Here is a 24,097-nt window from a genome sequence, read left to right on the forward strand (position 1 = left end):
ATGTGGTGGCCAGGGACTCTGATCGGAGCCGGAGCAGGTTTTGCCATAGCCAGCATTCCGGGGGCCATGCTTGGTGCGTTGCTGGGGCAGGCGCTGGATCGGCGCATGCAACTGCACAGCTGGGCACATGTACGTGAACGCCTGGGCGGGCGTCCGGCGCTGCGCAACGATGAGTTGCTGTTCGTCTTGCTCGGGCGCCTGGCGAAAAGCGACGGGCGGGTGGTGGATGGGCATATCCAGCAGGCGCGCCAGGAAATGCGTTCGCTGGACATGAACGAAGTGGCGCAGCGCCGAGCCATCGCCGCCTTCAACCGTGGCAAGTCGGGCAATGACCACCTGCGCGGCTACCTGCGCCGCCTGGGTAGCCAGCCCTATGCCGCCGAAGGCGTGCTGCGCGCCTGCTGGCGCATGGTCTGGGCCGACGGCCGGGTCGGTGCGGCGGAACGCGAGTTGATCCAGTCCTGGGGCAAATGGCTGGGTTGGAGCAGCGAGCAGATCCAGGCGCTGGCCCAGGACTACGGTCCCGCCAGGAGAGACACCGCCGAAGCCGGCATGAGCTACCAGGAGGCCCTGCGCCTGCTGGGGGTGGCGGCGACCACCGAGCCGGCGCAGATCAAGCGTGCCTATCGGCGGCTGCTCAGTCGCCACCACCCGGACAAGGTCGCCGGTAGCGGCGCGACGCCGGAGCAGGTGCGCACTGCCACGGAGAAAACCCGCGAACTGCACAGCGCCTATGCGCTGGTGCGCCAGCGCCGGGCCTTTCGCTGAAGGCAAGGCTGGGGCGCCGCTGCTTCTCTGGCTGCGGCGCCCCGGTGTTTTCAGTTATCGGCGTTTTGCGGATTGAGCCAGCCACGGACCCGGCGGAACAGCTGCTCCTGCTGGGCGCTGTCGTTGCCGGGCAGGGCCTTGAGGGAGATCTGGCTGAAGTTCGAGTGCTTCAAGCGCTTGCTGGCCTGCAGTCGCTCCAGTGCCTCCTTGCGCGCCACCGCTGTGTCGACATAGAAGATATCGGCAGTGGCCAGTTTCAAGGTCGGGGTCAGTTCCGCCAGTTGCGGCTTGCCGTTGCTTGGCGAACGGGCCTCGACCAGCACCAGTTTCTGTACCTGCGATGGCTGTTTTTCGTTCAGGTAGCGCGCGGCCCAATAGGCGCCGGTGCCATGGCCCAGCAGCACGATGCTGCGGGCATTCTGCTGTTCGGCGTAGGCCAGGGCCGCGTCGACCCGGGCGAAGATGCGCTCGGCGTCGGCCTTGACCTGCTCCTCGGTGGTTTCGGCGACCGGATGATCGGCCACATCGGCTTCTCCGCCGGCGACCTGCTCGATGGGCTTGGCCTCGGTGCTGGCGTCCTTGGCGGTATTGGCGCTTTCCGTCGGTGCCGCGGGAGCCGCCTCGACAATTCGCGGTTGTGCCGCTTCGCTTTGCATATCGGGGAGGGTCAGGCTCAGGCTGCCCCAGTCGGTGTCGGGCAGGCGATTGCGTAATGGCGCCACCACCTGTGGCCAGTCGGCGCTTTCCCCGGCACCAGGGAGGATGATCACCACGCCCTTGGGCTCGCTGGTGTTGGCCGGTTTCCACAGGGCCAGGAAACTGCTGTCGCCAGCTTGCAGTTGCTGCTGTTCCTGGGTGGGCAAGCGGCGCTCCAGGGCGGTGGCATCTTCCTGGCTGCGTTCGGGCAGGGCGGGGCGTGGTGCCGGTTGTTCCTCGGCAGGCTTGGCCTCGGGAGCCGGATCGTCGGCGTGGGCGGAAAAGCTCCAGGGCAGGATCAGCGACAGGCACAATACGGGCAGTGCCGAGCGGGGGACGAGGGGCATCGGATATTCCAGGCCAGAAGTAATTCCGGCAGCCTAATGGGTTGGTCAGTATTTGTCAGGGTGTGAGACTTCAGATGATGCGCTTTCGCTGCCTCTTGCTTATCGGCTGTCTGTGCCTTCCCTTGATAGGCGCGGCGGCGCCGGCGGCCCACGAGCCTGCCGCGGTCCTGGGCCATGAGCTGCGCCAGTGGCTGGAGCAGCACCCGGAGCTGCGCGTGGGGGTGGTGCTACAGGCGCCCTTGGCCCAGTACGACCGACGCTTGCAACGCTTGTCCGGGGCCAACGTCGAGTTGATGCAGGCCGTGGCCAGGACCCTGGGCACCGAGTTCAGCTGGCGCAACTTTCCCGACCAGGCCCAACTGGAAAAGGCCCTGCGCGACGGCGAGATCGATATGGCCCCGGGCCTGACCCAGACCCCAGCCGGCCTGCGCCTGTGGCTGTACAGCGATCCTTACATGCGGGTGCCGCAACTGGTGGTGGGAGAGCGCAAGGCTTCCGGGGCGGTGGAGCTGGAGAAGCTCGACAGCCAGGCCCGGGTGGCGGTGCGCATGCCCAGCGCGGTGTCCGAGTACCTGCGCCAGACCTACCCCAACCTCAACTTGCAGGGCGTGCCCCAGGAGCGCCAGGCCTTACAGTTGCTATTGAGCCAGCAGGCCCGCTACGCGGTAGTGGATGAAGCCCAGCTCAGCCGCCTGTCCGCCGAGGCGGAGTTCTCCGGCCTGGCGGTGGTGGGCGATATCGGCCTGCCGCAGCTGTTGCGGGTGGCCACCCGGCGCGATTGGCCGGAACTGGCCAGCATCATGCAAACCGCCCTGCGCACGATTCCCGCCAAGGAGCTGGAACAACTGCACAACCGCTGGCTGCAACCCAAGTATCCGCGCCTGGGCGAGTCCCCCGGCGCCTGGCGCAGCCTCAGCCTGTTGCTGGCCCTGCTGTTGCTGGGCAGCCTGGGCTTGATCCTCTGGCTGCGCCGCCAGCAACGTGGGCTGGAACAGCAGCTGCTGGCGGCCCGGGAAGACATCGCCTTGCGCGCCGCCAGCGAGGAGGCCTTGCGCCTGACCCAGTTTTCCATCGACCAGAGCACCGTGGGCATCCTCTGGGTCAATTGGGACAGCCACGTGCGCTATGCCAACCGCGCCGCCGAAGAAATGCTCGGCTATGCCCCGGGTGGAGTGATCGAGCGGCCGCTGATCGATTTCGAACCCAACCTGCACATGGATCGCTGGCTCAACCTATGGAAGCGCGCCCGGGCCAGCGCCGGGGGCGTGCAGAGCTTCGAAAGCCAGTGCGTACGGGCCGACGGCAGCATCCTGCCGGCGGACGTGTCCTTGAGCTTCCTGCGTTTTCGCGACAGCGAGTACCTGGTGGTCTACCTCACCGATGTCACCGAGCGCCGTCGCGCCCTGGCGGCCCTGCGCGAGAGCGAAGCGCGGCTGCAAGGCATCGCCGCCAACGTGCCGGGCCTGGTGTTTCGCCTGGAGCGTGCGCCAGTCAGCGGGCAGATCGACTTCGCCTACATCAGCGAGGGCAGCCAGACCCTGGTGGGCTACTCGCCTGCGGTGCTCGCCCATCGCGACAAGGGCCTGCGCAGCCTGGTGCACCCTGATGACAAGGCCAGTTACCACCAGACCCAGGACCAGGCCCTGGACACCGACAGCGACTGGTCCTGGCAGGGGCGTATCCTCACCCGCCAGGGCCAGCAGCGCTGGGCCGAGATCAAGGCGATTACCCGGCAGCTGGACGACGGCACCTTCGTCTGGGACGGCATCGTCTGGGACATCAGCGAGAGCAAGCGCATCGAGTTGGAGCTGGCCAGTTCCCGCGAGCAGCTGCGCGAGCTGTCGGCGCACCTGGAGAGCGTGCGGGAAGAGGAAAAGGCCCGCATTGCCAGGGAAGTCCATGACGAACTGGGGCAGATGCTCACCGTGCTCAAGCTGGAGACCTCCATGTGCGAGCTGGCCTACGCTCAGCTCGATCCCGGGTTGAACGAGCGCCTCAACAGCATGAAGCGCTTGATCACCCAGCTGTTCCAGTTGGTGCGCGACGTGGCCACGGCCCTGCGCCCGCCGATCCTGGATGCCGGTATCGCCTCGGCCATCGAATGGCAGGCCCGGCGTTTCGAGGCGCGCACGCAGATCCCGTGCCTGGTGGACGTGCCGGATAACCTGCCACGCCTGAGCGACGCCAAGGCCATCGGCCTGTTCCGCATCCTCCAGGAGGCCCTGACCAACGTCATGCGCCATGCCCAGGCGCATACTGTGGAGCTGTCCCTGGTATTGGATGGGCCACAGTTGTGCATGAGCATCAGCGACGATGGCCTGGGGTTCGATACCGCCGCCACGCGCCCCACCTCCTTTGGCCTGGTGGGGATGCGCGAGCGAGTGCTGATCATGGGCGGCAGCCTGGCGCTGCACAGCGAGCCGGGGGAGGGCACCAGCCTGACCGTCCGGGTGCCCCTGGACCGACAACAATAACGAGGAGAACCGCGTGATCCGTGTACTGGTAGCCGAAGACCACACCATCGTCCGCGAAGGCATCAAGCAACTGATCGGCCTGGCCAAGGACCTGACGGTGGCGGGGGAGGCGAGCAACGGCGAGCAACTGCTGGAGACCCTGCGCCAGGTGCCTTGCGAGGTGGTGTTGCTGGACATCTCCATGCCCGGGGTGAACGGTCTGGAAGCCATCCCACGAATCCGCGCCCTGAGTGATCCGCCGGCGATCCTGGTGCTGTCGATGCATGACGAGGCGCAGATGGCCGCCCGGGCCCTGAAGATCGGCGCCGCTGGCTACGCCACCAAGGACAGCGATCCGTCGCTGCTGCTGACGGCCATCCGCAAGGTGGCGTCCGGTGGGCGCTACATCGACCCGGAACTGGCGGATCGCATGGTCTTCGAGGTCGGCCTGACCGATGCCCGGCCACTGCATTCGCTGTTGTCCGAGCGTGAATTCTCGGTGTTCGAGCGCCTGGCCCAGGGGGCCAATGTCAACGACATCGCCCAGCAATTGGCCTTGAGCAACAAGACCATCAGCACCCACAAGGCGCGGCTGATGCAAAAGCTCAACGTCACCTCCCTGGCCGAGCTGGTGAAATACGCCATGGAGCACAAGCTGCTCTGAGCCAGCGGGAGTCAGCTCCCCCCGCCACAATGGATACGCCCCGAGGTTCGATGGTCCTGGTCAAGGCATTGGCGGGGCATATCCGTTTACGACATCGCCACTTCCCGGCCTTTGCCTGTTCTTGGGGCTTGCCGCTTCAAGCTTGCCCCTGCTCTTGTCTGTTTCCGCCATTCTTGTAGGGCAATCCCTACAGGCAGCCTTCCAGGCGGCTGAGGCGAATCTCTCCTACCCCCCGATTTTCGGGCTTTGTGGGCTGCACTAGGCTTGCCCTACAGCCGTCTAAAACAAAAAGGTGCGGGTATGAGCGAGGTCGATTCAAGCGCTGGGGCCAATGATGTTCTGGTCAGCTTTCGTGGTGTGCAGAAGAGCTACGACGGCGAGAACCTGATCGTCAAGGACCTCAACCTGGAAATTCGCAAGGGCGAGTTCCTCACCCTGCTCGGGCCGTCCGGCTCCGGCAAGACCACCAGCCTGATGATGCTGGCCGGTTTCGAGACGCCGACCGCCGGCGAGATCCAGTTGGCCGGGCGCTCGATCAACAATGTGCCGCCGCACAAGCGCGATATCGGCATGGTGTTCCAGAACTACGCGCTGTTCCCGCACATGACCGTGGCCGAGAACCTGGCGTTCCCGCTGTCGGTACGGGGCCTGGGCAAGACCGACATCAGCGAGCGGGTCAAGCGCGTGCTGAGCATGGTCCAGCTGGACTCTTTCGCCCAGCGCTATCCGGCGCAACTGTCCGGTGGCCAGCAGCAACGGGTCGCCCTGGCCCGGGCCCTGGTGTTCGAGCCGCAGCTGGTACTGATGGACGAGCCCTTGGGGGCGCTGGACAAACAGCTGCGCGAGCATATGCAGATGGAGATCAAGCACCTGCACCAGCGCCTGGGTTTGACCGTGGTCTACGTGACCCACGACCAGGGCGAGGCCTTGACCATGTCCGACCGGGTGGCGGTGTTCCACCAGGGCGAGATCCAGCAGATCGCCCCGCCGCGGACCCTCTACGAAGAACCGAAGAACACCTTCGTCGCCAACTTCATCGGCGAGAACAACCGCCTCAGCGGTCGCCTGCACAGCCATGACGGCGAGCGCTGCGTGGTGGAGCTGGGGCGTGGCGAGAAAGTCGAGGCATTGGCGGTCAACGTCGGCCAGGTCGGCGGCCCGGTGACCCTGTCCATCCGCCCGGAGCGGGTGAGCCTCAACGGTTCCAGCGAACACTGCGCCAACCGCTTTTCCGGGCGGGTGGCGGAGTTCATCTACCTGGGCGACCACGTCCGAGTGCGCCTGGAAGTCTGCGGCAAGAGCGACTTCTTCGTGAAACAGCCGATTGCCGAGCTCGATCCAGCGCTGGCGGTGGGCGACGTGGTACCGCTTGGCTGGCAAGTCGAGCACGTTCGTGCGCTCGACCCGCTTCTAGAGGCGAATTGATCGCCCCCCTTGCAACACCAACCTGCACGTGGAGAACACAATAAAATGCTGAGATCCCTGAAACTCACAGCCCTGACGCTGGGCATGCTGGGGGCCGCGCACGCCTTGGCGGCGGGACCGGACCTGACCGTGGTGTCCTTTGGTGGGGCGAACAAGGCCGCCCAGGTCAAGGCCTTCTACGCTCCGTGGGAAGCGGCGGGCAACGGCAAGATCGTCGCCGGCGAGTACAACGGCGAGATGGCCAAGGTCAAGGCCATGGTCGACACCAAGAGCGTGTCCTGGGACCTGGTGGAAGTGGAGTCCCCCGAGTTGTCCCGCGGTTGCGACGAAGACCTGTTCGAACCCCTCGACCCGGCGCTGTTCGGCAAGGGCGAAGACTATGTCAAGGGCGCTATCCAGCCGTGTGGCGTGGGCTTCTTCGTCTGGTCCACGGTGCTGGCCTACAACGCCGACAAGCTCAAGGCGCCGCCAGGCAGCTGGGCGGACTTCTGGGACACGCAGAAATTCCCGGGCAAGCGCGGCCTGCGCAAGGGGGCCAAGTACACCCTGGAATTCGCCCTGATGGCCGACGGCGTCGCGCCCAAGGACGTGTACAAGGTGCTGGCCAGCAAGGATGGCCAGGACCGTGCCTTCAAGAAGCTCGATGAGCTCAAGCCCAACATCCAGTGGTGGGAAGCCGGCGCCCAGCCACCGCAGTACCTGGCCTCGGGCGACGTGGTCATGAGCTCGGCCTACAACGGCCGGATCGCCGCGGTGCAGAAGGAAAGCAACCTGAAGGTGGTGTGGAACGGCGGCATCTACGACTTCGATGCCTGGGCCATCCCCAAGGGCCTGGACAAGACCCGTGCCGAAGCGGCGAAGAAGTTCATCGCCTACTCGGTGCAGCCGCAGCAGCAGAAGACCTATTCGGAAAACATCGCCTATGGCCCGGCCAACACCCAGGCCGTGCCGCTGCTGGCCAAGGACATCCTCAAGGACATGCCGACCACTCCGGAGAACATCGCCAACCAGGTGCAGATCGACGTCAGCTTCTGGGCTGACAACGGCGAGCAGCTGGAGCAGCGCTTCAACGCCTGGGCGGCCAAGTAAGCATCGCTAGTGGCAGGGGCGGGCTGGCCCGCTCCTGTCGGTGGTGTATTCGAAAGATCGATTCGCGGAGTTTGTCATGACCATCACCGTTCCCCTGGATGCGGTCGCCGGCCCGACCCTCAAGCAGCGACTGGCCCGTGCCGAGAGGGTCAACCGCTGGAAAGCACAGGCCCTGATCGCGCCGCTGGTGCTGTTCCTGCTGCTGGTGTTCCTGGTACCGATCGTGGCGCTGTTGTACAAGAGCGTCGGCAACCCGGAAGTGGTCGGCGGCATGCCGCGCACGGTGGTGGCCGTGAATGCCTGGGACGGTCGTGGTTTGCCCGGCGAGGCCGCCTACAAGGCCTTGAGCGAAGACCTGGCCGAGGCCCGCAAGAACCAGGGCCTGGGCGACCTGTCCAAGCGCCTGAACATGGAACTGGCCGGCTATCGCAGCCTGCTGACCAAGACTGCCCGCGCCTTGCCGTTCAAGGCCGAGCCCGAATCCTATAAAGAAGCCATGGAGGGGGTGGACGAGCGTTGGGGCGACCCGGCCTACTGGCAGGCGATCCGGCGCAATACCAGCAGCCTGACTCCCTACTACCTGCTGGCGGCGCTGGACCACCGGATCGACGACCTGGGCGAGCTGGCCCCGGCGACCCCGGACCAGTCGATCTACCTGGATATCTTCGCCCGGACCTTCTGGATGGGCCTGGTGATCACCGCCATCTGCCTGGTACTGGCCTATCCCCTGGCGTACCTGCTGGCCAACCTGCCGGCGCGCAAGAGCAACCTGCTGATGATCCTGGTGCTGCTGCCGTTCTGGACTTCGATCCTGGTGCGGGTGGCGGCCTGGATCGTGCTCCTGCAGTCCGGCGGCCTGATCAACAGCGCCTTGCTGGCCATGGGCGTGATCGACAAGCCCCTGGAGCTGGTGTTCAACCGCACGGGGGTCTACATCTCCATGGTGCACATCCTGCTGCCGTTCATGATCCTGCCGATCTACAGCGTGATGAAGAGCATCTCGCCGACCTACATGCGCGCGGCGATCTCCCTGGGCTGCCATCCGTTCGCCAGCTTCTGGCGGGTGTACTTCCCGCAAACCTATGCCGGAGTTGGCGCCGGTTGCCTGCTGGTGTTCATCCTGGCCATCGGCTACTACATCACCCCGGCCCTGCTGGGCAGCCCGAACGACCAGATGGTCAGCTACTTCGTGGCCTTCTACACCAACACCAGCATCAACTGGGGCATGGCCACCGCCCTGGGCGGCCTGCTGTTGCTGGCGACCATCGTGCTGTACCTGATCTACAGCTGGCTGGTGGGCGCCAGTCGCCTGCGCCTGAGCTAAGGAGAGAATCGAAATGCTGAGCCCCTACATGTCGCCCGTCGAGCGGGTCTGGTTCTACAGCTTGAGGATCCTCTGCGGCTTGATCCTGTTGTTCCTGGTGTTGCCGGTGCTGGTGATCATCCCGTTGTCGTTCAACTCGGGCAGCTTCCTGGTGTATCCGCTGCAGGGCTTCTCGCTGCATTGGTACCAGGACTTCTTCGCCTCCGCCGAATGGATGCGCGCCCTGAAGAACAGCATCATCGTGGCCCCGGCGGCCACTGTGCTGGCCATGGTCTTCGGCACCCTGGCGGCCATCGGCCTGACCCGCGGCGATTTTCCCGGCAAGTCGCTGGTCATGGCCCTGGTGATCTCGCCGATGGTGGTGCCGGTGGTGATCATCGGGGTCGCCAGCTACCTGTTCTTCGCTCCGCTGGGCATGGGCAACAGCTTCTTGTCGCTGATCATCGTGCATGCGGTGCTCGGGGTGCCGTTCGTGATCATCACCGTCTCGGCGACCTTGCAGGGCTTCAACCACAACCTGGTGCGGGCGGCGGCCAGCCTGGGCGCCTCGCCGCTGACCACCTTTCGCCGGGTGACCCTGCCGTTGATCGCTCCGGGGGTGATCAGTGGTGCGTTGTTCGCCTTCGCCACCTCGTTCGACGAAGTGGTAGTGACCCTGTTCCTCGCCGGACCCGAGCAGGCGACGCTGCCCCGGCAGATGTTCAGTGGTATTCGCGAGAACCTCAGCCCCACCATCGCCGCCGCGGCCACGCTGCTGATCGCCTTCTCGGTGATCCTGCTGCTGACCCTGGAATGGCTGCGCGGGCGCAGCGAAAAACTGCGCACTGCCCAGGCCTGATGCCCTTGGCGGCCTTGGACTAACGTCGCGGCCGCCGGCGTGCCGCTGCCTGGCGTTCACCCGTAAACTGCGTGCTTGCCATGCTTACTGCGGAGTCACGGGTGAACTTCAACGATGCCAGTTTCGAAGAGCTGCTCAATGCACTGCATGACGGTGTCTACATCACCGACGGCCAGGGCCAGACCCTCAAGGTCAACCAGGCCTACGAGCGTCTCACCGGCCTGAACGGCGCCGAGCTGCTGGGGCGGCCGATGCAGGAACTGGTGAAAAGCGGGGTGATTTCCCAGTCTGCATCGTTGCGGGTCCTGCAGGATGGCCGGCCGGTCTCGATGATGCAGAGCCTCAGCCAGGGCAAGAAGCTGCTGGTCAGCGCCACGCCGATCCTCGCCGCCGACCGGAGCATCCGCTATGTGGTCAGCACCGTGCGCGACATGACCGAGCTGCTGCGCATCAAGCGCGAGCGCGACGAGCTGCAGCAACTCAAGCAACTGCGCAACAGCACCGCGCGGCTGCACGCCGGCCAGCGTGACGATCTCCTGCAATCGCCGCTGATGGCCGACCAGGAAGTCTCCGGGCGGATCTTCGCCCAGGCCCGGCAAGTGGCCGACTGCGATGTCAAGGTGCTGCTGCAAGGGGAAACCGGGGTCGGCAAGACCCTGGTGGCGCAGTTCATCCACAACGCCAGCGCTCGCGCCGCGGAACCGTTCCTGGCCCTCAACTGCGGAGCCTTGCCGGAGAACCTGATCGAGGCCGAGCTGTTCGGCTACGCCCCGGGGGCGTTCACCGGCGCGGGTAGCAAGGGCAAGCGCGGGCTGCTGGAGCTGGCCCACAACGGCACGCTGTTTCTCGACGAGATCGGCGACCTGCCGCTGGCGGTGCAGGTCAAGTTGCTCAAGGTCATCGAGGAGAACCGCTTCATCCCCGTGGGCGGCCTGGAGCTCAAGGAGGTGGATGTGCGGATCGTCAGCGCCACCCATCACGACCTCAAGCAGCGGGTGGCCGAGGGCAAGTTTCGCGCCGACCTCTATTACCGCTTGAACGTGGTGCCGATCGCCATCCCGGCCCTGCGCGAGCGCAGCGAGGAGATCGGCCCCTTGCTGGAGTACTACCTGGAGCACTTCAACCAGCGCTACCAGCGGCAGGTGCAATGGAGCCTGGAAGCCCTGGAGCATTTGGGCGAATACGCCTGGCCGGGGAACATCCGCGAGCTGATCAATGTGGTGGAGCGCCTGGTGGTGACTTGCCCGGGGCAGGTGATCGAGGCCCTGGACCTGCCGGAGGAGCTGGTCGGGCAGCAGGCGCGCAATCTCGACGACAGCCGCCTGCCCCTGCGCAAAGTGGTGGAGAACGCCGAGCGCCAGGCCATCCGCGCGGCCTTGCAACTGCACAAGACCACCCGCCTGGCCGCCAAGGCCCTGGGCGTGAGCCAGGCCACGGTGGTGCAGAAAATGAAGCGCTGGGAACACTCTGATTAGGATCCTGATCAGAAGCCCTGCTGGCGATCAACAAAACAATCGCGACGCCCCGGTCATTTCCCGGAATCTACTGCCCGAGCCTTGTAAACCAAGGCTTCTGGCGTCTTGGCACAGCTTTCGCTCTACAAGCTTCGAGCCCATACGAGAGCCCGCCTGGCGGCGCTCTTGCCACAACAATGAATCAAGGCCGAACCGATGAGCATCCGTGCATTCAAAATTGCCAACAAACTGATTACCGGCCAGGGGGCCATCGAGCAACTGGACGCCGAGCTGGCACGCCTCAGGGTCGACAATCCGCTGATCGTCACCGATGCGATCCTGGTGGCCTGCGGCACCGTGGACCTGGCTGTGGCCCACATGGGTGGGCGCAGCCATGGGATCTTCGATGGGGTCGAGCCCGAACCGCAGGTCGCCATCGTCCGGGAGTGCGCCAATGCCTATCGCGCCGGTGGCCATGACGGCCTGATCGGCCTGGGCGGCGGCAGTGCCATCGACATCGCCAAGGCCGTGGCCGCCTTCGCCGGCCATGAAGGTGCGCTGGAGCAGCTGTTCGGCATCGACCAGGTGCCGCGCAAGGGCCCACCTTTGATCGCCATCCCCACCACGGCCGGCACCGGCTCGGAAGTCACTAACGTGGCGATTCTCTCGGACAAGCAGGCCCAGCTGAAAAAAGGCATCGTCAGTGACTACCTGCTGCCGGACGTAGCGCTGGTGAGCCCGGCCATGACCCTGACCTGCCCGCGCAGCGTAACCGCAGCCAGCGGTATCGACGCGCTGGTGCATGCGGTGGAGTCCTACTTGTCGCTCAACGGCTCGCCGATCACCGATGCCCTGGCCCTGGGGGCGATCCGCCTGATCGTCAAGGCACTGCCCAAGGCCTATGCCAACCCCGGGCACCTGCAGGCCCGGGAAGACATGGCCAGCGCCAGCCTGATGGCCGGCATGGCCTTCGGCAATGCCGGGGTCGGCGCGGTGCACGCCCTGGCCTATCCCCTGGGCGGGCGCTTCAACATCGCCCACGGTGTGAGCAATGCGCTGCTGCTGCCCTATGTCATGGCCTGGAACAAGCTGGCCTGCGTCGAGCGCCTGCGGGACATCGCCCAGGCCATGGATGTGCCCGTCATCGGCCTCAGTGACGAGCAAGCGGCGGAGCAGGCGGTCAAGGCCATGGCGGCGTTGTGCGCAGCGGTGGCTATCCCCACCGGCATGCGCAGCTTCGGCGTGCCGGAGGAGGCGATCCCGGCCATGGCCGTTGAGGCCGCGGGCATCGAGCGCCTGATGCGCAACAACCCGCGCCAGCTGAACGCTGCCGATATCGAGCAGATCTACCGGGCCGCCTATTGAGCGACCTGCCCCACGTCGGGCTGGCGTGGGGCGCCTTACACCGCCACCAATACCAATAAGACAGGTGCAGTTGATGCCAACCCCTTCCGACACCCGGCACGAAACGCCGTATTTCGCCCTTGGCCCGTTCAAGGTGCGCTTGCCGTTCATCCACTACAAGCTCGAGCTGCCGGACTACCTGCAGGGCTTGCTGATGTGCGCCGTGGACCTGGCGGCCATCCCGTTGATGACCGAATTCCTCGGCATGCCCTTCGAAATGGCCCTGGCCGTGGTCATGCTCAATGGCCTGTTGTACCTGGCCCACCATCTGTTGGGCGACCCGGTGGTGCCCGGCTGGATCACCCCGGCGGTGCCATTGTTGATGGCTTACTGCGCACAGTTCCCGGTGGGGCCGGAGCGGGTCCATGCGCTGATCGCCTTCCAGCTGATGCTCGGGGTGTTCTCCATTGCCCTGGGCGCTACCGGCATGGCGCGCAAGGTGGTGGGGTTCGTGCCATCGGCGATCAAGTCGGGGGTCATCGTGGGCGCCGGGCTCAGCGCGGTGACCACGGTGTTCCAGGTGGGCGGCAAGTTCGACAGCTTTCCCTGGACCATTTCCATCGCCATCGGCATCGCCTTCTACCTGATCTTTTCCCAGCACTTCGCCAAGTTGAAGTTGCAGAGCCGCTTCTGGTGGAACTTCGCCAAGCTGGGGATCCTGCCGATCATCCTGCTGGCGGTGGTGCTGGCGCCGCTGTTCGGCGAAGCGCCGTGGCCGACCATCCAGTGGGGTCTGAGCAAACCGGACTTCGCCGGCCTGTGGAACAACTACACGGTATTCGGCCTGGGCATGCCGCCGCTGTCGATGTTCCTCAGCGCGCTGCCGACCATGCTGGCGGTGTACATCATCGTCTTTGGCGATGTGCTGAGCGCCAAGGTGTTGCTGGACGAGGCCGGGCAGATCCGCAAGGACGAGAAGGTGGACTACGACCCGGACCGTTCGCACCTGATCTTCGGTGGGCGTAACGCTTTCATGAGCATCTTCGGCCCGGACATCGCCATGTGCGGCCCGAAATGGGCGGCAATGCTGGTGGTCATCATCGAACGCTTCAAGGGCGGGCCCAAGGCCATGGGCTCGATCTATGGCGGCATGGGTTCGTTCCGCTGGGGCACCAACACCGGCTTGCTGCTGTTGCCGGTGGTGACCCTGGTGCAGCCGATCCTCGGGGTGGCGTTGGCCCTGACCCTGCTGATCCAGGGTTATGTCAGCGTGCGCCTGGGCATTCTCGAGGCCCGCAGCCAGCGCGACCTGGGCATCGCCGGGGTGATCGGCGCGGTATTGGCGATCAAGGGCGCGAGTTGGGGCTTCGCCATCGGCGTGGTGCTGTGCCTGCTGATCTACGGCAAGAACTTCTTCAAGGGCGAGAACGACAATACCTTCACCAAGGACCTGGACAGTCCTGACGCCCCGGCGCCAGAGGCTCGGCCGGAACCCGGGGTGAAGGCCCATGCAGTGGCGAAGAACGAGGCGGCCTGAGGCCTGGACCGCCGGCAACAGGCCGTGGCGATGCCGATCGGGCGTCGCGGCGGTCCGGTTGTGCAATCCCCAGCTACGCTTGTGCCGGCTCCCATCTCTATACAAGAGGCTGCGCGCATGAGTATTTCCTCTTTCAAGATCGCCCATAAGCTGCTCACCGGCACCAGCGCCATCGAGCAACTGGCCACCGAACTGACCCGCCTGGATGTGGATAACCCGCTGATCGTCACCGATGCCGCGTTGGTCGAATCCGGCACCGTGGCGCTGGCGCTGGCCCACCTGGGGGCGCGCGACTACGAGATCTTCGATCGGGTACGGCCGGATCCGGAAATCGCCATCGTCGAGGACTGTATGCAGGTCTATCGTGATGGCGGGCACGACGGCCTGATCGGCCTGGGCGGTGGCAGCGCCATCGATATCGCCAAGAGCGTGGCGGCCTATGCCGGTTACCACGGCGCCCTGGAGGACCTGTTCGGCGTCGACCTGGTGCCGCGCAAGGGGCCACCGCTGATCGCCATTCCCACCACCGCCGGTACCGGCTCGGAGGTGACCAACGTGGCGATCCTTTCCGACAAGGCCGCACAGTTGAAGAAGGGCATCGTCAGTGACTACCTGCTGCCGGATGTGGCGCTGGTCAGCCCGCAGATGACCCTGACCTGCCCGCGCCATGTCACCGCCGCCAGCGGTGTCGACGCCCTGGTGCACGGGGTGGAAGCCTACTTGTCGCTCAATGCCTCGCCCATCACCGATTCCCTGGCCCTGGGGGCCATCCGCCTGATCGCCAGGGCCCTGCCCAAGGCGTTCGCCAATCCGGCCAACCTAGAGGCCCGGGAGGACATGGCCACGGCCAGCCTGATGGCCGGCATGGCTTTCGGTAACGCCGGGGTAGGGGCGGTGCATGCCCTGGCCTATCCGTTGGGCGGGCGCTTCCATATGTCCCATGGGGTCAGCAATGCCTTGTTGCTGCCCTACGTCATGACCTGGAACAAGATGGCCTGCGTCGAGCGCATGCAGGATATCGCCGCCGCCATGGGCGTGCGCACGGCGCGCTTGAGCGCCAGCGAAGCGGCGGACCGGGCCGTAGAGGCCATGGCCGATTTGTGCGCCGCCGTGGAAATTCCTGCTGGCCTGCGCGGTTTCGGCGTGCCGGAGGAGGCGATCCCGGCCATGGCCCGGGAGGCCGCCGGTATCGAGCGGCTGATGCGCAACAATCCGCGCCGGCTGAGCCCCGCCGATATCGAGCAGATCTATCGGGCGGCCTACTGATCATTGCGGTGACGGTGTGCGCTCCAAAGCATGAGGTATACAATGCGCGCCATCGTGATTCCGCTCAAAAAAGGTGCGTCATGCAGCCCTTCGCTATTGCTCCGTCGATTCTTTCCGCCGACTTCGCCCGCCTGGGCGAGGAAGTGGACAATGTCCTGGCCGCCGGTGCCGATATCGTCCACTTCGATGTCATGGACAACCACTATGTGCCGAACCTGACCATCGGTCCGATGGTCTGCGCTGCACTGCGCAAGTACGGGATCACTGCGCCGATTGATGCGCACCTGATGGTCAGCCCGGTGGATCGCATCATCGGCGACTTCATCGAGGCGGGCGCCACCTACATCACCTTCCACCCCGAGGCCACGCTGCATGTGGACCGTTCCCTGCAGATGATCCGCGAGGGTGGCTGCAAGGCCGGCCTGGTGTTCAACCCGGCGACCCCGCTGGATGTGCTCAAGTACGTGATGGACAAGGTCGACATGGTGCTGCTGATGAGCGTCAACCCGGGCTTCGGTGGCCAGAAGTTCATTCCCGGCACCCTGGACAAGCTGCGTGAAGCGCGGGCATTGATCGACGCTAGCGGCCGGGACATTCGCCTGGAGATCGACGGTGGCGTGAACGTTGGCAACATCCGCGAGATCGCCGCGGCCGGCGCCGACACTTTCGTCGCCGGTTCGGCGATCTTCAATGCGCCCAACTACCAGGAAGTGATCGAGAAGATGCGCGCCGAGCTGGCGCTGGCTCGATCATGAGTGCCTTCGAGCAGCTGTTCTCGGGGAAGCTGCCACGGCTGGTGATGTTCGACCTGGATGGCACCCTGGTCGACTCGGTGCCCGACCTGGCCGCCGCCGTGGACCAGATGCTGCTCGAGCTGGGCCGTCCGCCCGCGGGGATCGAGGCGGTGCGCCAGTGGGTGGGCAATGGTGCACCGATGCTGGTGCGCCGGGCTCTGGCCAACAGCCTGGATCCGCAGGACATCGACGATGCCGAAGTCACCCAGGCCCTGGAGCTGTTCAACGCCGCCTACGAGGGTAGCCATGAGCTGACCGTGGTCTATCCCGGTGCGCGCGAGACCCTCAAGTGGTTGTACAAGCAGGGCGTGGAGCTGGCGCTGATCACCAACAAGCCCGAGCGCTTCGTCGCGCCCTTGCTGGACCAGATGCGCATCGGTCGCTATTTCCGCTGGATCATCGGCGGCGATACCCTGCCGCAGAAGAAGCCCGACCCGGCGGCGCTGTTCTTCGTGATGAAGATGGCCAGCATCCCGGCCTCGCAGTCGCTGTTCGTCGGCGACTCGCGCAGCGACGTGCTGGCGGCGCGGGCGGCGGGGGTCAAGTGCGTGGCGCTGAGCTACGGCTACAACCATGGACGGCCGATTGCCGAGGAGTCCCCGGCCCTGGTAATCGACGACTTGCGGGCGCTGATCCCCGGTTGCTTAGAACCTGCCGCTGAGATAACGTTGCCCGACGCTGTCCCATCCCCTTCTGGAAATTCCATCGTGGTGGTCACTCGCAAACTCTGGATGAAAGTCATCAAGGCCTTGGCCCGTTGGCGTTGGCGCGCCTGATTTTTGTCTGGCCGGCCCTGCCGGCGTGTTTGCATACCTGACTGTTAGACCCTCAAGCCACGAGGCATCCCATGATTCGCGAAGAATTCCTGCGCCTGGCCGCAGCCGGCTACAACCGTATCCCGCTGGCCTGCGAGACCATTGCCGACTTCGACACCCCGTTGTCGATCTACCTGAAACTGGCCGACCAGCCCAACTCCTACCTCCTGGAGTCGGTGCAGGGCGGCGAGAAATGGGGACGCTACTCGATCATCGGCCTGCCGTGCCGCACCGTCCTGCGGGTGCACGGCTACCGGGTCAGCCTGACCCACGACGGCGTCGAGATCGAAAGCCACGAAGTGGCCGACCCGTTGGCCTTCGTCGAGGAATTCAAGGCGCGCTACAACGTCCCGACCATCGCCGGCCTGCCACGCTTCAACGGTGGCCTGGTGGGGTATTTCGGTTATGACTGCGTGCGTTATGTGGAGCCTCGGCTGGGCCAGTGCCCGAACCCCGACCCGATCGGCGTACCGGACATCCTGCTGATGGTTTCCGATGCGGTGGTGGTGTTCGACAACCTGGCGGGCAAGATGCACGCCATCGTGCTGGCCGATCCGAGCCAGGACAATGCCTATGAAGCTGGTCAGGCGCGCCTGCAAGAGTTGCTCGAGCAGCTGCGCCAGCCGATCACGCCACGTCGCGGCCTGGACCTGGACCGCCCGCCGGCCGCCGAGCCGGTATTCCGCTCCAGCTTTACCCAGGGCGACTACGAGCGTGCGGTGGACACCATCAAGGAGTACATCCTGGCCGGTGACTGCATGCAGGTGGTGCCGTCCCAGCGCATGTCCATCGACTTCCACGCCGCACCCATCGACCTGTACCGGGCCTTGCGCTGCTTCAACCCGACTCCCTACATGTACTTCTTCAACTTCGGTGACTTCCACGTGGTGGGCAGTTCGCCGGAGGTGCTGGTGCGGGTCGAGGACAACCTGATCACCGTGCGGCCGATCGCCGGTACTCGTCCGCGGGGCGCCACTGAGGAAGCCGACCTGGCCCTGGAACAGGACCTGTTGTCCGACGCCAAGGAGATCGCCGAGCACTTGATGCTGATCGACCTGGGGCGCAACGACACCGGGCGGGTCTCGGAAATCGGCTCGGTGCGGCTCACCGAGAAGATGGTCATCGAGCGTTATTCCAACGTGATGCATATCGTGTCCAACGTCACCGGCCAACTGAAGGCAGGCCTGACCGCGATGGACGCACTGCGGGCGATCCTGCCGGCGGGCACCTTGTCCGGCGCACCGAAGATCCGCGCCATGGAAATCATCGACGAACTGGAGCCGGTCAAGCGCGGGATCTATGGCGGAGCCGTGGGCTACTTCGCCTGGAACGGCAACATGGATACCGCCATCGCCATCCGCACGGCGGTGATCAAGGATGGTGAACTGCATGTCCAGGCCGGTGGCGGCATCGTCGCCGACTCGGTCCCGACCCTGGAGTGGGAAGAGACGCTGAACAAGCGTCGTGCAATGTTCCGTGCCGTGGCACTGGCTGAACAAACCCCCGCATCCAAGGCTTGAGGAGTTTCCACCTATGTTGCTGATGATCGATAACTACGACTCCTTTACCTATAACGTCGTGCAGTACCTGGGCGAACTGGGTGCCGAGGTGAAGGTGGTGCGCAATGACGAACTGACCGTGGCCGAGATCGAGGCGCTCAAGCCCGAGCGCATCGTGGTCTCCCCAGGCCCCTGCACGCCGACCGAGGCCGGGGTTTCCATCGAGGCGATCATGCATTTCGCCGGCAAGCTGCCGATCCTCGGCGTCTGCCTGGGCCACCAGTCCATCGGCCAGGCCTTCGGCGGCCAGGTAGTACGGGCCCGCCAGGTGATGCATGGCAAGACCAGCCCGGTATTCCACCGTGACCTGGGGGTGTTCAGCGGCCTGAACATGCCGCTGACCGTGACCCGCTACCACTCCCTGGTGGTCAAGCGCGAGACCCTGCCCGAGTGCCTGGAGATCACCGCCTGGACCCAACTGGACGACGGCTCCGTGGACGAGATCATGGGGCTGCGGCACAAGACACTGAACATCGAGGGTGTGCAATTCCACCCTGAATCCATCCTCACCGAGCAGGGCCACGAGCTGTTCGCCAACTTCCTCAAACAGAGCGGCGGCACGCGCTAAGGACTTTTCATGGATATCAAGACTGCCCTGAGCCGTATCGTCGGCCACCTGGACCTGAGCACCGATGAGATGCGCGATGTCATGCGCGAGATCATGACCGGCCAATGCACCGATGCGCAGATTGGCGCCTTCATGATGGCCATGCGCATGAAGAGCGAAAGCATCGACGAGATCGTCGGTGCCGTGTCGGTGATGCGTGAGCTGGCCGACAAGGTCGAACTCAAGACCCTCGACGGCGTGGTGGATGTGGTCGGCACCGGCGGTGACGGCGCCAACATCTTCAACGTGTCCACCGCTTCGGCCTTCGTGGTGTCCGCCGCCGGCTGCACCGTGGCCAAGCATGGCAACCGCGCGGTATCCGGCAAGAGCGGCAGCGCCGACCTGCTGGAAGCGGCGGGTGTCTACCTGAACCTGACCCCGGTCCAGGTGGCGCGCTGCATCGACAACGTCGGCATTGGCTTCATGTTCTCCCAATCCCACCATGGCGCCATGAAACATGCCGCCGGCCCGCGTCGTGACCTGGGCCTGCGCACCCTGTTCAACATGCTCGGCCCGCTTACGAATCCGGCTGGCGTGAAGCACCAGGTAGTGGGCGTGTTCACCCAGGCCCTGTGCCGGCCGTTAGCCGAAGTGCTGCAGCGCATGGGCAGCAAGCATGTGCTAGTGGTGCATTCCCAGGATGGCCTGGACGAATTCAGCCTGGCGGCGCCGACTTATGTCGCGGAGCTGAAAAACGACCAGATCACCGAGTATTGGGTGCAGCCGGAAGATCTGGGCATCAAGAGCCAGAGCCTGTTCGGCCTGGTGGTGGAGAGCCCGGCGGCTTCCCTGGAGCTGATCCGTGATGCCCTGGGACGGCGCAAGACCGAACATGGCCAGAAGGCCGCCGAGATGATCGTGCTCAATGCCGGCGCCGCTTTGTATGCTGCGGATCACGCCAGCAGCCTCAAAGAAGGGGTGGCCCTGGCCCACGATGCCTTGCACACCGGCCTGGCCCGGGAGAAGCTCGAGGAGTTGGGAGCCTTTACCGCGGTGTTCAAGCAGGAGAATGAAGGATGAGTGTGCCGACAGTTCTGGAAAATATCCTCGCCCGCAAGGTCGAGGAAGTTGCCGAGCGCAGCGCGCGCGTCACCCTGGCCGAGCTGGAGAGCCTGGCCCGGGCAGCCGATGCTCCGCGTGGGTTCGCCAAGGCGCTGCAGGAGCAGGTCAAGCTCAAGCAGCCGGCGGTGATCGCCGAGATCAAGAAGGCCTCGCCAAGCAAGGGCGTGATCCGCGAGGACTTCGTGCCTGCCGATATCGCCAAGAGTTATGAGAAGGGCGGCGCCACTTGCCTGTCGGTGCTCACCGACGTGGATTATTTCCAGGGTGCCGACCTCTACCTGCAGCAGGCGCGCGCGGCGTGCAAGCTGCCGGTGATCCGCAAGGACTTCATGATCGATCCCTACCAGATCGTCGAGGCACGGGCCCTGGGTGCTGATTGCGTGCTGCTGATCGTCGCCGCGCTGGACGACGGGCGAATGGCCGAGCTGGCATCGGTGGCCAAGGGCGTTGGCCTGGATGTACTGGTGGAAGTGCACGATGGCGATGAACTCGAGCGGGCGCTGAAGACCCTCGACACGCCGCTGGTCGGGGTCAACAACCGCAACCTGCACACCTTCGAGGTCGATCTGGAAACCACCCTCGACCTGCTGCCGCGGATTCCTCGCGAGCGCCTGGTGATTACCGAGAGCGGCATCCTCAACCGTGCCGATGTCGAGTTGATGGAGATCAGCGACGTCTATTCGTTCCTGGTGGGCGAGGCCTTCATGCGGGCCGAGAACCCGGGTACCGAGTTGCAGCGCCTGTTCTTCCCGGAGCGTGGCGTGCCGGTGACGGGCTCGACCCTGGACTGAACCTGAGACGATGAACGAGCCGGCAATGCCGGCTTTTTCATGATTATTGCCAAGGAATTGCCGCTGCCATGACCCAACCCCTCGCGCTTACCGTCGAAGCCGGCCTGCAGGCCGAGCAGGATCTGCTGGCCCAGGTTTGTGCCGGTGACCAGGAATTCGGCCTGCTGTTCTGGCAGCCCAGTGACCGGGCGCTGGTGATGCCCCGGCGCTTGAGCCGCTTGCCGGGGTTCGAACAGGCCTGCGAGGCCTCACGAGCCAATGGCTGGCCGGTATTGCTGCGAGAAACCGGCGGCGAGCCGGTGCCGCAATCGGCGGCCACGGTGAATATCGCGCTGGTGTATGCCCCGCCGCGCAGCGAAGGCGACCAGGGCCGGATCGAAACCGCCTACCGGCGCCTATGCCAGCCAATCTGCGACCTGCTCAGCGAACTGGGCGGCAATCCGTCGCTGGGGGAAGTGGAGGGGGCCTTCTGCGATGGGCGGTTCAACGTCAATCTCGATGGTCGCAAGATGGTCGGCACGGCCCAGCGCTGGCGCCAGAGCAAAGGTGGGCAGCGGCCGGTGGGCCTGGTGCATGGGGCGCTGCTGCTGGATGACGAGCGCGAATCCATGGTGGGAGCGGTCAATACCTTCAACCAGGCTTGCGCACTGGAGCAGCGTTGCCGGGCCGAAAGCCATATCGCCTTGCATGAGGCGTTTGCCGCCCCGGATGCCATGGCGCGCCTGGACAACCTGTATCGACAGATGCTTGGCAGTTTCCTGCCGGGCTAGCGGGTACCGAAGACCACCATGGTCTTGCCCTTGACGTTCACCAGGTTGCGCTCTTCCAGATCCTTGAGGACGCGACCGACCATTTCCCGGGAGCAGCCGACGATGCGCCCGATCTCCTGGCGGGTGACCTTGATCTGCATGCCGTCCGGATGGGTCATGGCGTCCGGCTGCTTGCACAGTTCAAGCAGGCAACGGGCGACACGCCCGGTCACATCGAAGAAGGCCAGGTCGCCCACTTTGCGAGTGGTGTCGCGCAGGCGCTGGGCGATCTGGCCGCTGAGCGCATAGAGGATGTCCGGATCGCTCTGCGACAACTCGCGGAACTTGGCGTAGCTGATCTCGGCCACTTCGCATTCCACCTTGGCCCGGACCCAGGCGCTACGCAGTTGCTCGTGTCCCGCGTCCTCGAACAGCCCCAGCTCGCCGAAGAAGTCCCCGGCGTTGAGGTAGGCGATGATCATCTCCCGGCCATCATCGTCTTCGATGAGGATGGTCACCGAACCCTTGATGATGAAGTACAGGCTGTCGGCTACGTCACCGGCGCAGATGATGTTGCTCTTGGCCTGGTAGCGACGGCGCTGACAGTGCATCAGCAGCTTGTCGAGGTGTTTGATCTTGGGAGTTGGGGCAATAGCAACCATGGTTGTATCCCGGAAAGCCTGCACGGTATGGGGTGGTTTTCTTATGGGGCGGAAAGCATCGGCGCATAAAGCTGGCGATGCGCCATTCATTTGGCGTCAGCTTAACAGACACATCCTAGGCAGATTTAAGAATTTTCTTACAGGTAGGTCGCTTTTGGCATCAAGATGCCGCTCGCTGCGAGTCCAAACCCCTGTGCTAAGCTGGCGACCCTTTTTTAAAAGCAGTGGAGTCTGGGCGATGAAGGCACGCATCCAATGGGCTGGCGAGGCCATGTTCCTCGGTGAGTCGGGCAGTGGCCACGTGGTGGTGATGGATGGTCCGCCTGAGGCCGGTGGGCGCAACCTGGGTGTGCGTCCCATGGAAATGCTCCTGTTGGGCGTGGGCGGTTGCAGTAACTTCGATGTGGTCAGCATCCTGAAAAAGTCCCGCCAGGCGGTCGAGAGCTGCGAGGCCTTCCTGGAGGCTGAGCGTGCCAGTGAAGATCCCAAGGTCTTCACCAAGATCCACCTGCACTTCGTGGTCAAAGGCCGTGACTTGAAGGAAGCCCAGGTCAAGCGCGCCGTGGAGCTGTCCGCCGAGAAGTACTGCTCGGCCTCGATCATGCTCGGCGCCGCCGGCGTGGCCATTACCCATGACTACGAGATCGTCGAGCTGGGCTGAGCCCAGGCAGCGGCAAAAGAAAAGGGCGCCCTGGGGGCGCCCTTCTTGTTTCGCTTTCAGATCCGGTAGGTGCTCTTGGTCATGACCTTGGCCAGCAGGCTCATGCCGAATTTCACCGGTGCCGGGAAGCGGAAGCCGCCCGCTTCGAGGGCGGTCTCGGCATGGTGTTCTTCGTCGATGCGCATCTGCTCGAGGATGGCCCGGGATTTTTCGTCCTCGGGCGGCAATTGCTCCAGGTGGTCGTTGAGGTGCTTGCAGACCTGGTCCTCGGTGGCGGCGACGAACCCGAGGCTGACCTTGTCGCTGATCAGCCCGGCGGCGGCGCCGATACCGAACGACAGCCCGTAGAACAGCGGATTGAGTACGCTGGGATGGCTACCCAACTGGCGGATGCGTTGCTCGCACCAGGCCAGGTGGTCGATTTCTTCTTCGGCCGCGTGCTCCATGGCCTGGCGTACTTCGGGCAACTTGGCGGTCAGGGCCTGGCCCTGGTACAGCGCCTGGGCACAGACTTCCCCGGTATGGTTGATGCGCATCAGGCCGGCCACGTGCCGGGTGTCCTCGTCACTCATCTGCGCTTCCGGCTGCACGATGGCCGGCGACGGGCGATAAGGTTGGCCGCTGAACGGCAGCAGCGTGCGCATGGCCATATCGGCTTGCAGCAGCAGGCGGTCGATCGGCGAGTAGTGACGTTGGGTAGTCATGCTTATCTCCGGGAAGAATCACGGCGGCCAGTTTACTCCAATCGATGGGGTGAAACCTGCGCTGGATCAGCGCACCTTCGCCCGGGGCGGGCGCAAGGGCGCTGGAAGAGGGGATGTTCGATCAGCCCGGAGGCCAGTTCATCTGGCGCTGACCCAGGACGTGCATGTGAATGTGGTAGACGGTCTGGCCGCCCATCTCATTGCAGTTCATCACCACCCGGAAGCCATCCTCGCAGCCTTGCTCCTTGGCCAGGCGCTGGGCGGTGAACAGGATGTGTCCGGCCAGGGCCTTGTCGTCCTCGGTGAGGTCGTTGAGGGTCCGGATGGGTTTCTTCGGGATCACCAGGAAGTGCACCGGCGCTTGCGGGGCAATGTCGTGGAAGGCCAGGACCTGGTCGTCCTCGTAGATGATCTTCGCGGGTATTTCTCTGTTGATGATCTTGGTGAACAGAGTATCCACAGCTGTTTCTCCATTGGTTGGTCCGGGC

The 24,097-nt window shown here is 64.7% G+C and carries 23 protein-coding genes; 19 read left to right on the forward strand and 4 right to left on the reverse strand.

Annotated elements, in window-relative coordinates; all coding sequences use genetic code 11:
- Positions 1-768, forward strand: a complete 768-nt coding sequence (locus GDH07_RS28685) for a TerB family tellurite resistance protein (protein WP_085599142.1) — start codon at positions 1-3, stop codon at positions 766-768.
- 50 nt (positions 769-818) lie between these two features.
- Here GDH07_RS28685 and GDH07_RS28690 read toward each other — a convergent pair whose 3' ends face one another.
- Positions 819-1,811, reverse strand: a complete 993-nt coding sequence (locus GDH07_RS28690) for an alpha/beta hydrolase family protein (RefSeq protein WP_085599144.1) — start codon at positions 1,809-1,811, stop codon at positions 819-821.
- A 74-nt stretch (positions 1,812-1,885) separates the two neighbouring features.
- Here GDH07_RS28690 and GDH07_RS28695 point away from each other — a divergent pair, with 74 nt between their 5' ends.
- The 17 genes from GDH07_RS28695 to GDH07_RS28775 all read left to right on the forward strand — a co-directional run bounded on the left by GDH07_RS28695 (position 1,886) and on the right by GDH07_RS28775 (position 21,603).
- Complete coding sequence (locus GDH07_RS28695) at positions 1,886-4,285, forward strand: PAS domain-containing sensor histidine kinase (protein WP_152899559.1); 2,400 nt, start codon at positions 1,886-1,888, stop codon at positions 4,283-4,285.
- A 13-nt stretch (positions 4,286-4,298) separates the two neighbouring features.
- The gene (locus GDH07_RS28700) at positions 4,299-4,928 is read left to right on the forward strand and encodes a response regulator (protein ID WP_103325778.1); all 630 of its coding nucleotides are present in this window, start codon (positions 4,299-4,301) and stop codon (positions 4,926-4,928) included.
- Between the two features lie 300 nt (positions 4,929-5,228).
- Positions 5,229-6,353: an ABC transporter ATP-binding protein gene (locus GDH07_RS28705; protein WP_022641413.1), complete on the forward strand. Its 1,125-nt coding sequence runs from the start codon at positions 5,229-5,231 to the stop codon at positions 6,351-6,353.
- Between the two features lie 45 nt (positions 6,354-6,398).
- A complete protein-coding gene (locus tag GDH07_RS28710) occupies positions 6,399-7,442 on the forward strand; it encodes an ABC transporter substrate-binding protein (RefSeq protein ID WP_022641412.1) in 1,044 nt (347 codons plus the stop codon).
- 76 nt (positions 7,443-7,518) lie between these two features.
- Positions 7,519-8,766 (forward strand): ABC transporter permease, encoded by a 1,248-nt coding sequence (locus GDH07_RS28715; protein ID WP_053137591.1) that lies wholly within the window; start codon positions 7,519-7,521, stop codon positions 8,764-8,766.
- Between the two features lie 13 nt (positions 8,767-8,779).
- The gene (locus GDH07_RS28720; RefSeq protein WP_022641410.1) at positions 8,780-9,604 is read left to right on the forward strand and encodes an ABC transporter permease; all 825 of its coding nucleotides are present in this window, start codon (positions 8,780-8,782) and stop codon (positions 9,602-9,604) included.
- Between the two features lie 101 nt (positions 9,605-9,705).
- Positions 9,706-11,079: a sigma-54 interaction domain-containing protein gene (locus GDH07_RS28725; protein ID WP_022641409.1), complete on the forward strand. Its 1,374-nt coding sequence runs from the start codon at positions 9,706-9,708 to the stop codon at positions 11,077-11,079.
- Between the two features lie 195 nt (positions 11,080-11,274).
- Positions 11,275-12,423: an iron-containing alcohol dehydrogenase gene (locus GDH07_RS28730; protein ID WP_022641408.1), complete on the forward strand. Its 1,149-nt coding sequence runs from the start codon at positions 11,275-11,277 to the stop codon at positions 12,421-12,423.
- Positions 12,424-12,496: 73 nt separating this feature from the next.
- A complete protein-coding gene (locus tag GDH07_RS28735) occupies positions 12,497-13,939 on the forward strand; it encodes a hypothetical protein (protein ID WP_053137585.1) in 1,443 nt (480 codons plus the stop codon).
- A 117-nt stretch (positions 13,940-14,056) separates the two neighbouring features.
- The gene (locus GDH07_RS28740) at positions 14,057-15,205 is read left to right on the forward strand and encodes an iron-containing alcohol dehydrogenase (RefSeq protein WP_085599154.1); all 1,149 of its coding nucleotides are present in this window, start codon (positions 14,057-14,059) and stop codon (positions 15,203-15,205) included.
- 80 nt (positions 15,206-15,285) lie between these two features.
- Entirely contained in the window at positions 15,286-15,960 is a 675-nt protein-coding gene (gene rpe, locus GDH07_RS28745) for a ribulose-phosphate 3-epimerase (RefSeq protein WP_022641405.1), read from the forward strand.
- Entirely contained in the window at positions 15,957-16,775 is an 819-nt protein-coding gene (locus GDH07_RS28750; protein ID WP_085599156.1) for a phosphoglycolate phosphatase, read from the forward strand. Before rpe ends, GDH07_RS28750 begins: the two co-directional genes overlap by 4 nt.
- Positions 16,776-16,846: 71 nt before the next feature.
- On the forward strand, positions 16,847-18,334 hold the full coding sequence (trpE, locus tag GDH07_RS28755) for an anthranilate synthase component I (RefSeq protein WP_152899561.1): 1,488 nt from the start codon (positions 16,847-16,849) through the stop codon (positions 18,332-18,334).
- Between the two features lie 13 nt (positions 18,335-18,347).
- Positions 18,348-18,941, forward strand: a complete 594-nt coding sequence (locus GDH07_RS28760; protein ID WP_022641402.1) for an aminodeoxychorismate/anthranilate synthase component II — start codon at positions 18,348-18,350, stop codon at positions 18,939-18,941.
- A 9-nt stretch (positions 18,942-18,950) separates the two neighbouring features.
- Positions 18,951-20,000: an anthranilate phosphoribosyltransferase gene (gene trpD, locus GDH07_RS28765; protein WP_022641401.1), complete on the forward strand. Its 1,050-nt coding sequence runs from the start codon at positions 18,951-18,953 to the stop codon at positions 19,998-20,000.
- On the forward strand, positions 19,997-20,833 hold the full coding sequence (gene trpC, locus GDH07_RS28770; protein ID WP_053137579.1) for an indole-3-glycerol phosphate synthase TrpC: 837 nt from the start codon (positions 19,997-19,999) through the stop codon (positions 20,831-20,833). Before trpD ends, trpC begins: the two co-directional genes overlap by 4 nt.
- 68 nt (positions 20,834-20,901) lie before the next feature.
- On the forward strand, positions 20,902-21,603 hold the full coding sequence (locus GDH07_RS28775) for a lipoate--protein ligase family protein (protein WP_152899562.1): 702 nt from the start codon (positions 20,902-20,904) through the stop codon (positions 21,601-21,603).
- Here GDH07_RS28775 and crp read toward each other — a convergent pair.
- Positions 21,600-22,244 carry a cAMP-activated global transcriptional regulator CRP gene (gene crp / locus GDH07_RS28780; RefSeq protein ID WP_152899563.1) on the reverse strand — a complete coding sequence of 215 codons (645 nt, stop codon included), beginning with the start codon at positions 22,242-22,244 and terminating at the stop codon, positions 21,600-21,602. The two genes, GDH07_RS28775 and crp, sit on opposite strands and share 4 nt — an antisense overlap.
- 238 nt (positions 22,245-22,482) lie before the next feature.
- On the opposite strand from crp, the gene GDH07_RS28785 reads away from it, so the two are divergent.
- Positions 22,483-22,905: an OsmC family protein gene (locus GDH07_RS28785; RefSeq protein WP_152899564.1), complete on the forward strand. Its 423-nt coding sequence runs from the start codon at positions 22,483-22,485 to the stop codon at positions 22,903-22,905.
- Positions 22,906-22,961: 56 nt separating this feature from the next.
- Here the strand turns inward: GDH07_RS28785 and coq7 are convergent, their stop codons facing one another.
- Together coq7 and GDH07_RS28795 are read right to left on the reverse strand one after the other, a co-directional pair.
- A complete protein-coding gene (gene coq7, locus GDH07_RS28790) occupies positions 22,962-23,609 on the reverse strand; it encodes a 2-polyprenyl-3-methyl-6-methoxy-1,4-benzoquinone monooxygenase (RefSeq protein ID WP_022641396.1) in 648 nt (215 codons plus the stop codon).
- Positions 23,610-23,730: 121 nt separating this feature from the next.
- Positions 23,731-24,069, reverse strand: a complete 339-nt coding sequence (locus tag GDH07_RS28795) for a histidine triad nucleotide-binding protein (protein WP_022641395.1) — start codon at positions 24,067-24,069, stop codon at positions 23,731-23,733.
- Between the last annotated feature and the right edge of the window lie 28 nt (positions 24,070-24,097).

Source organism: Pseudomonas piscis (genome assembly GCF_009380155.1).
Classification (GTDB): domain Bacteria; phylum Pseudomonadota; class Gammaproteobacteria; order Pseudomonadales; family Pseudomonadaceae; genus Aquipseudomonas; species Aquipseudomonas piscis.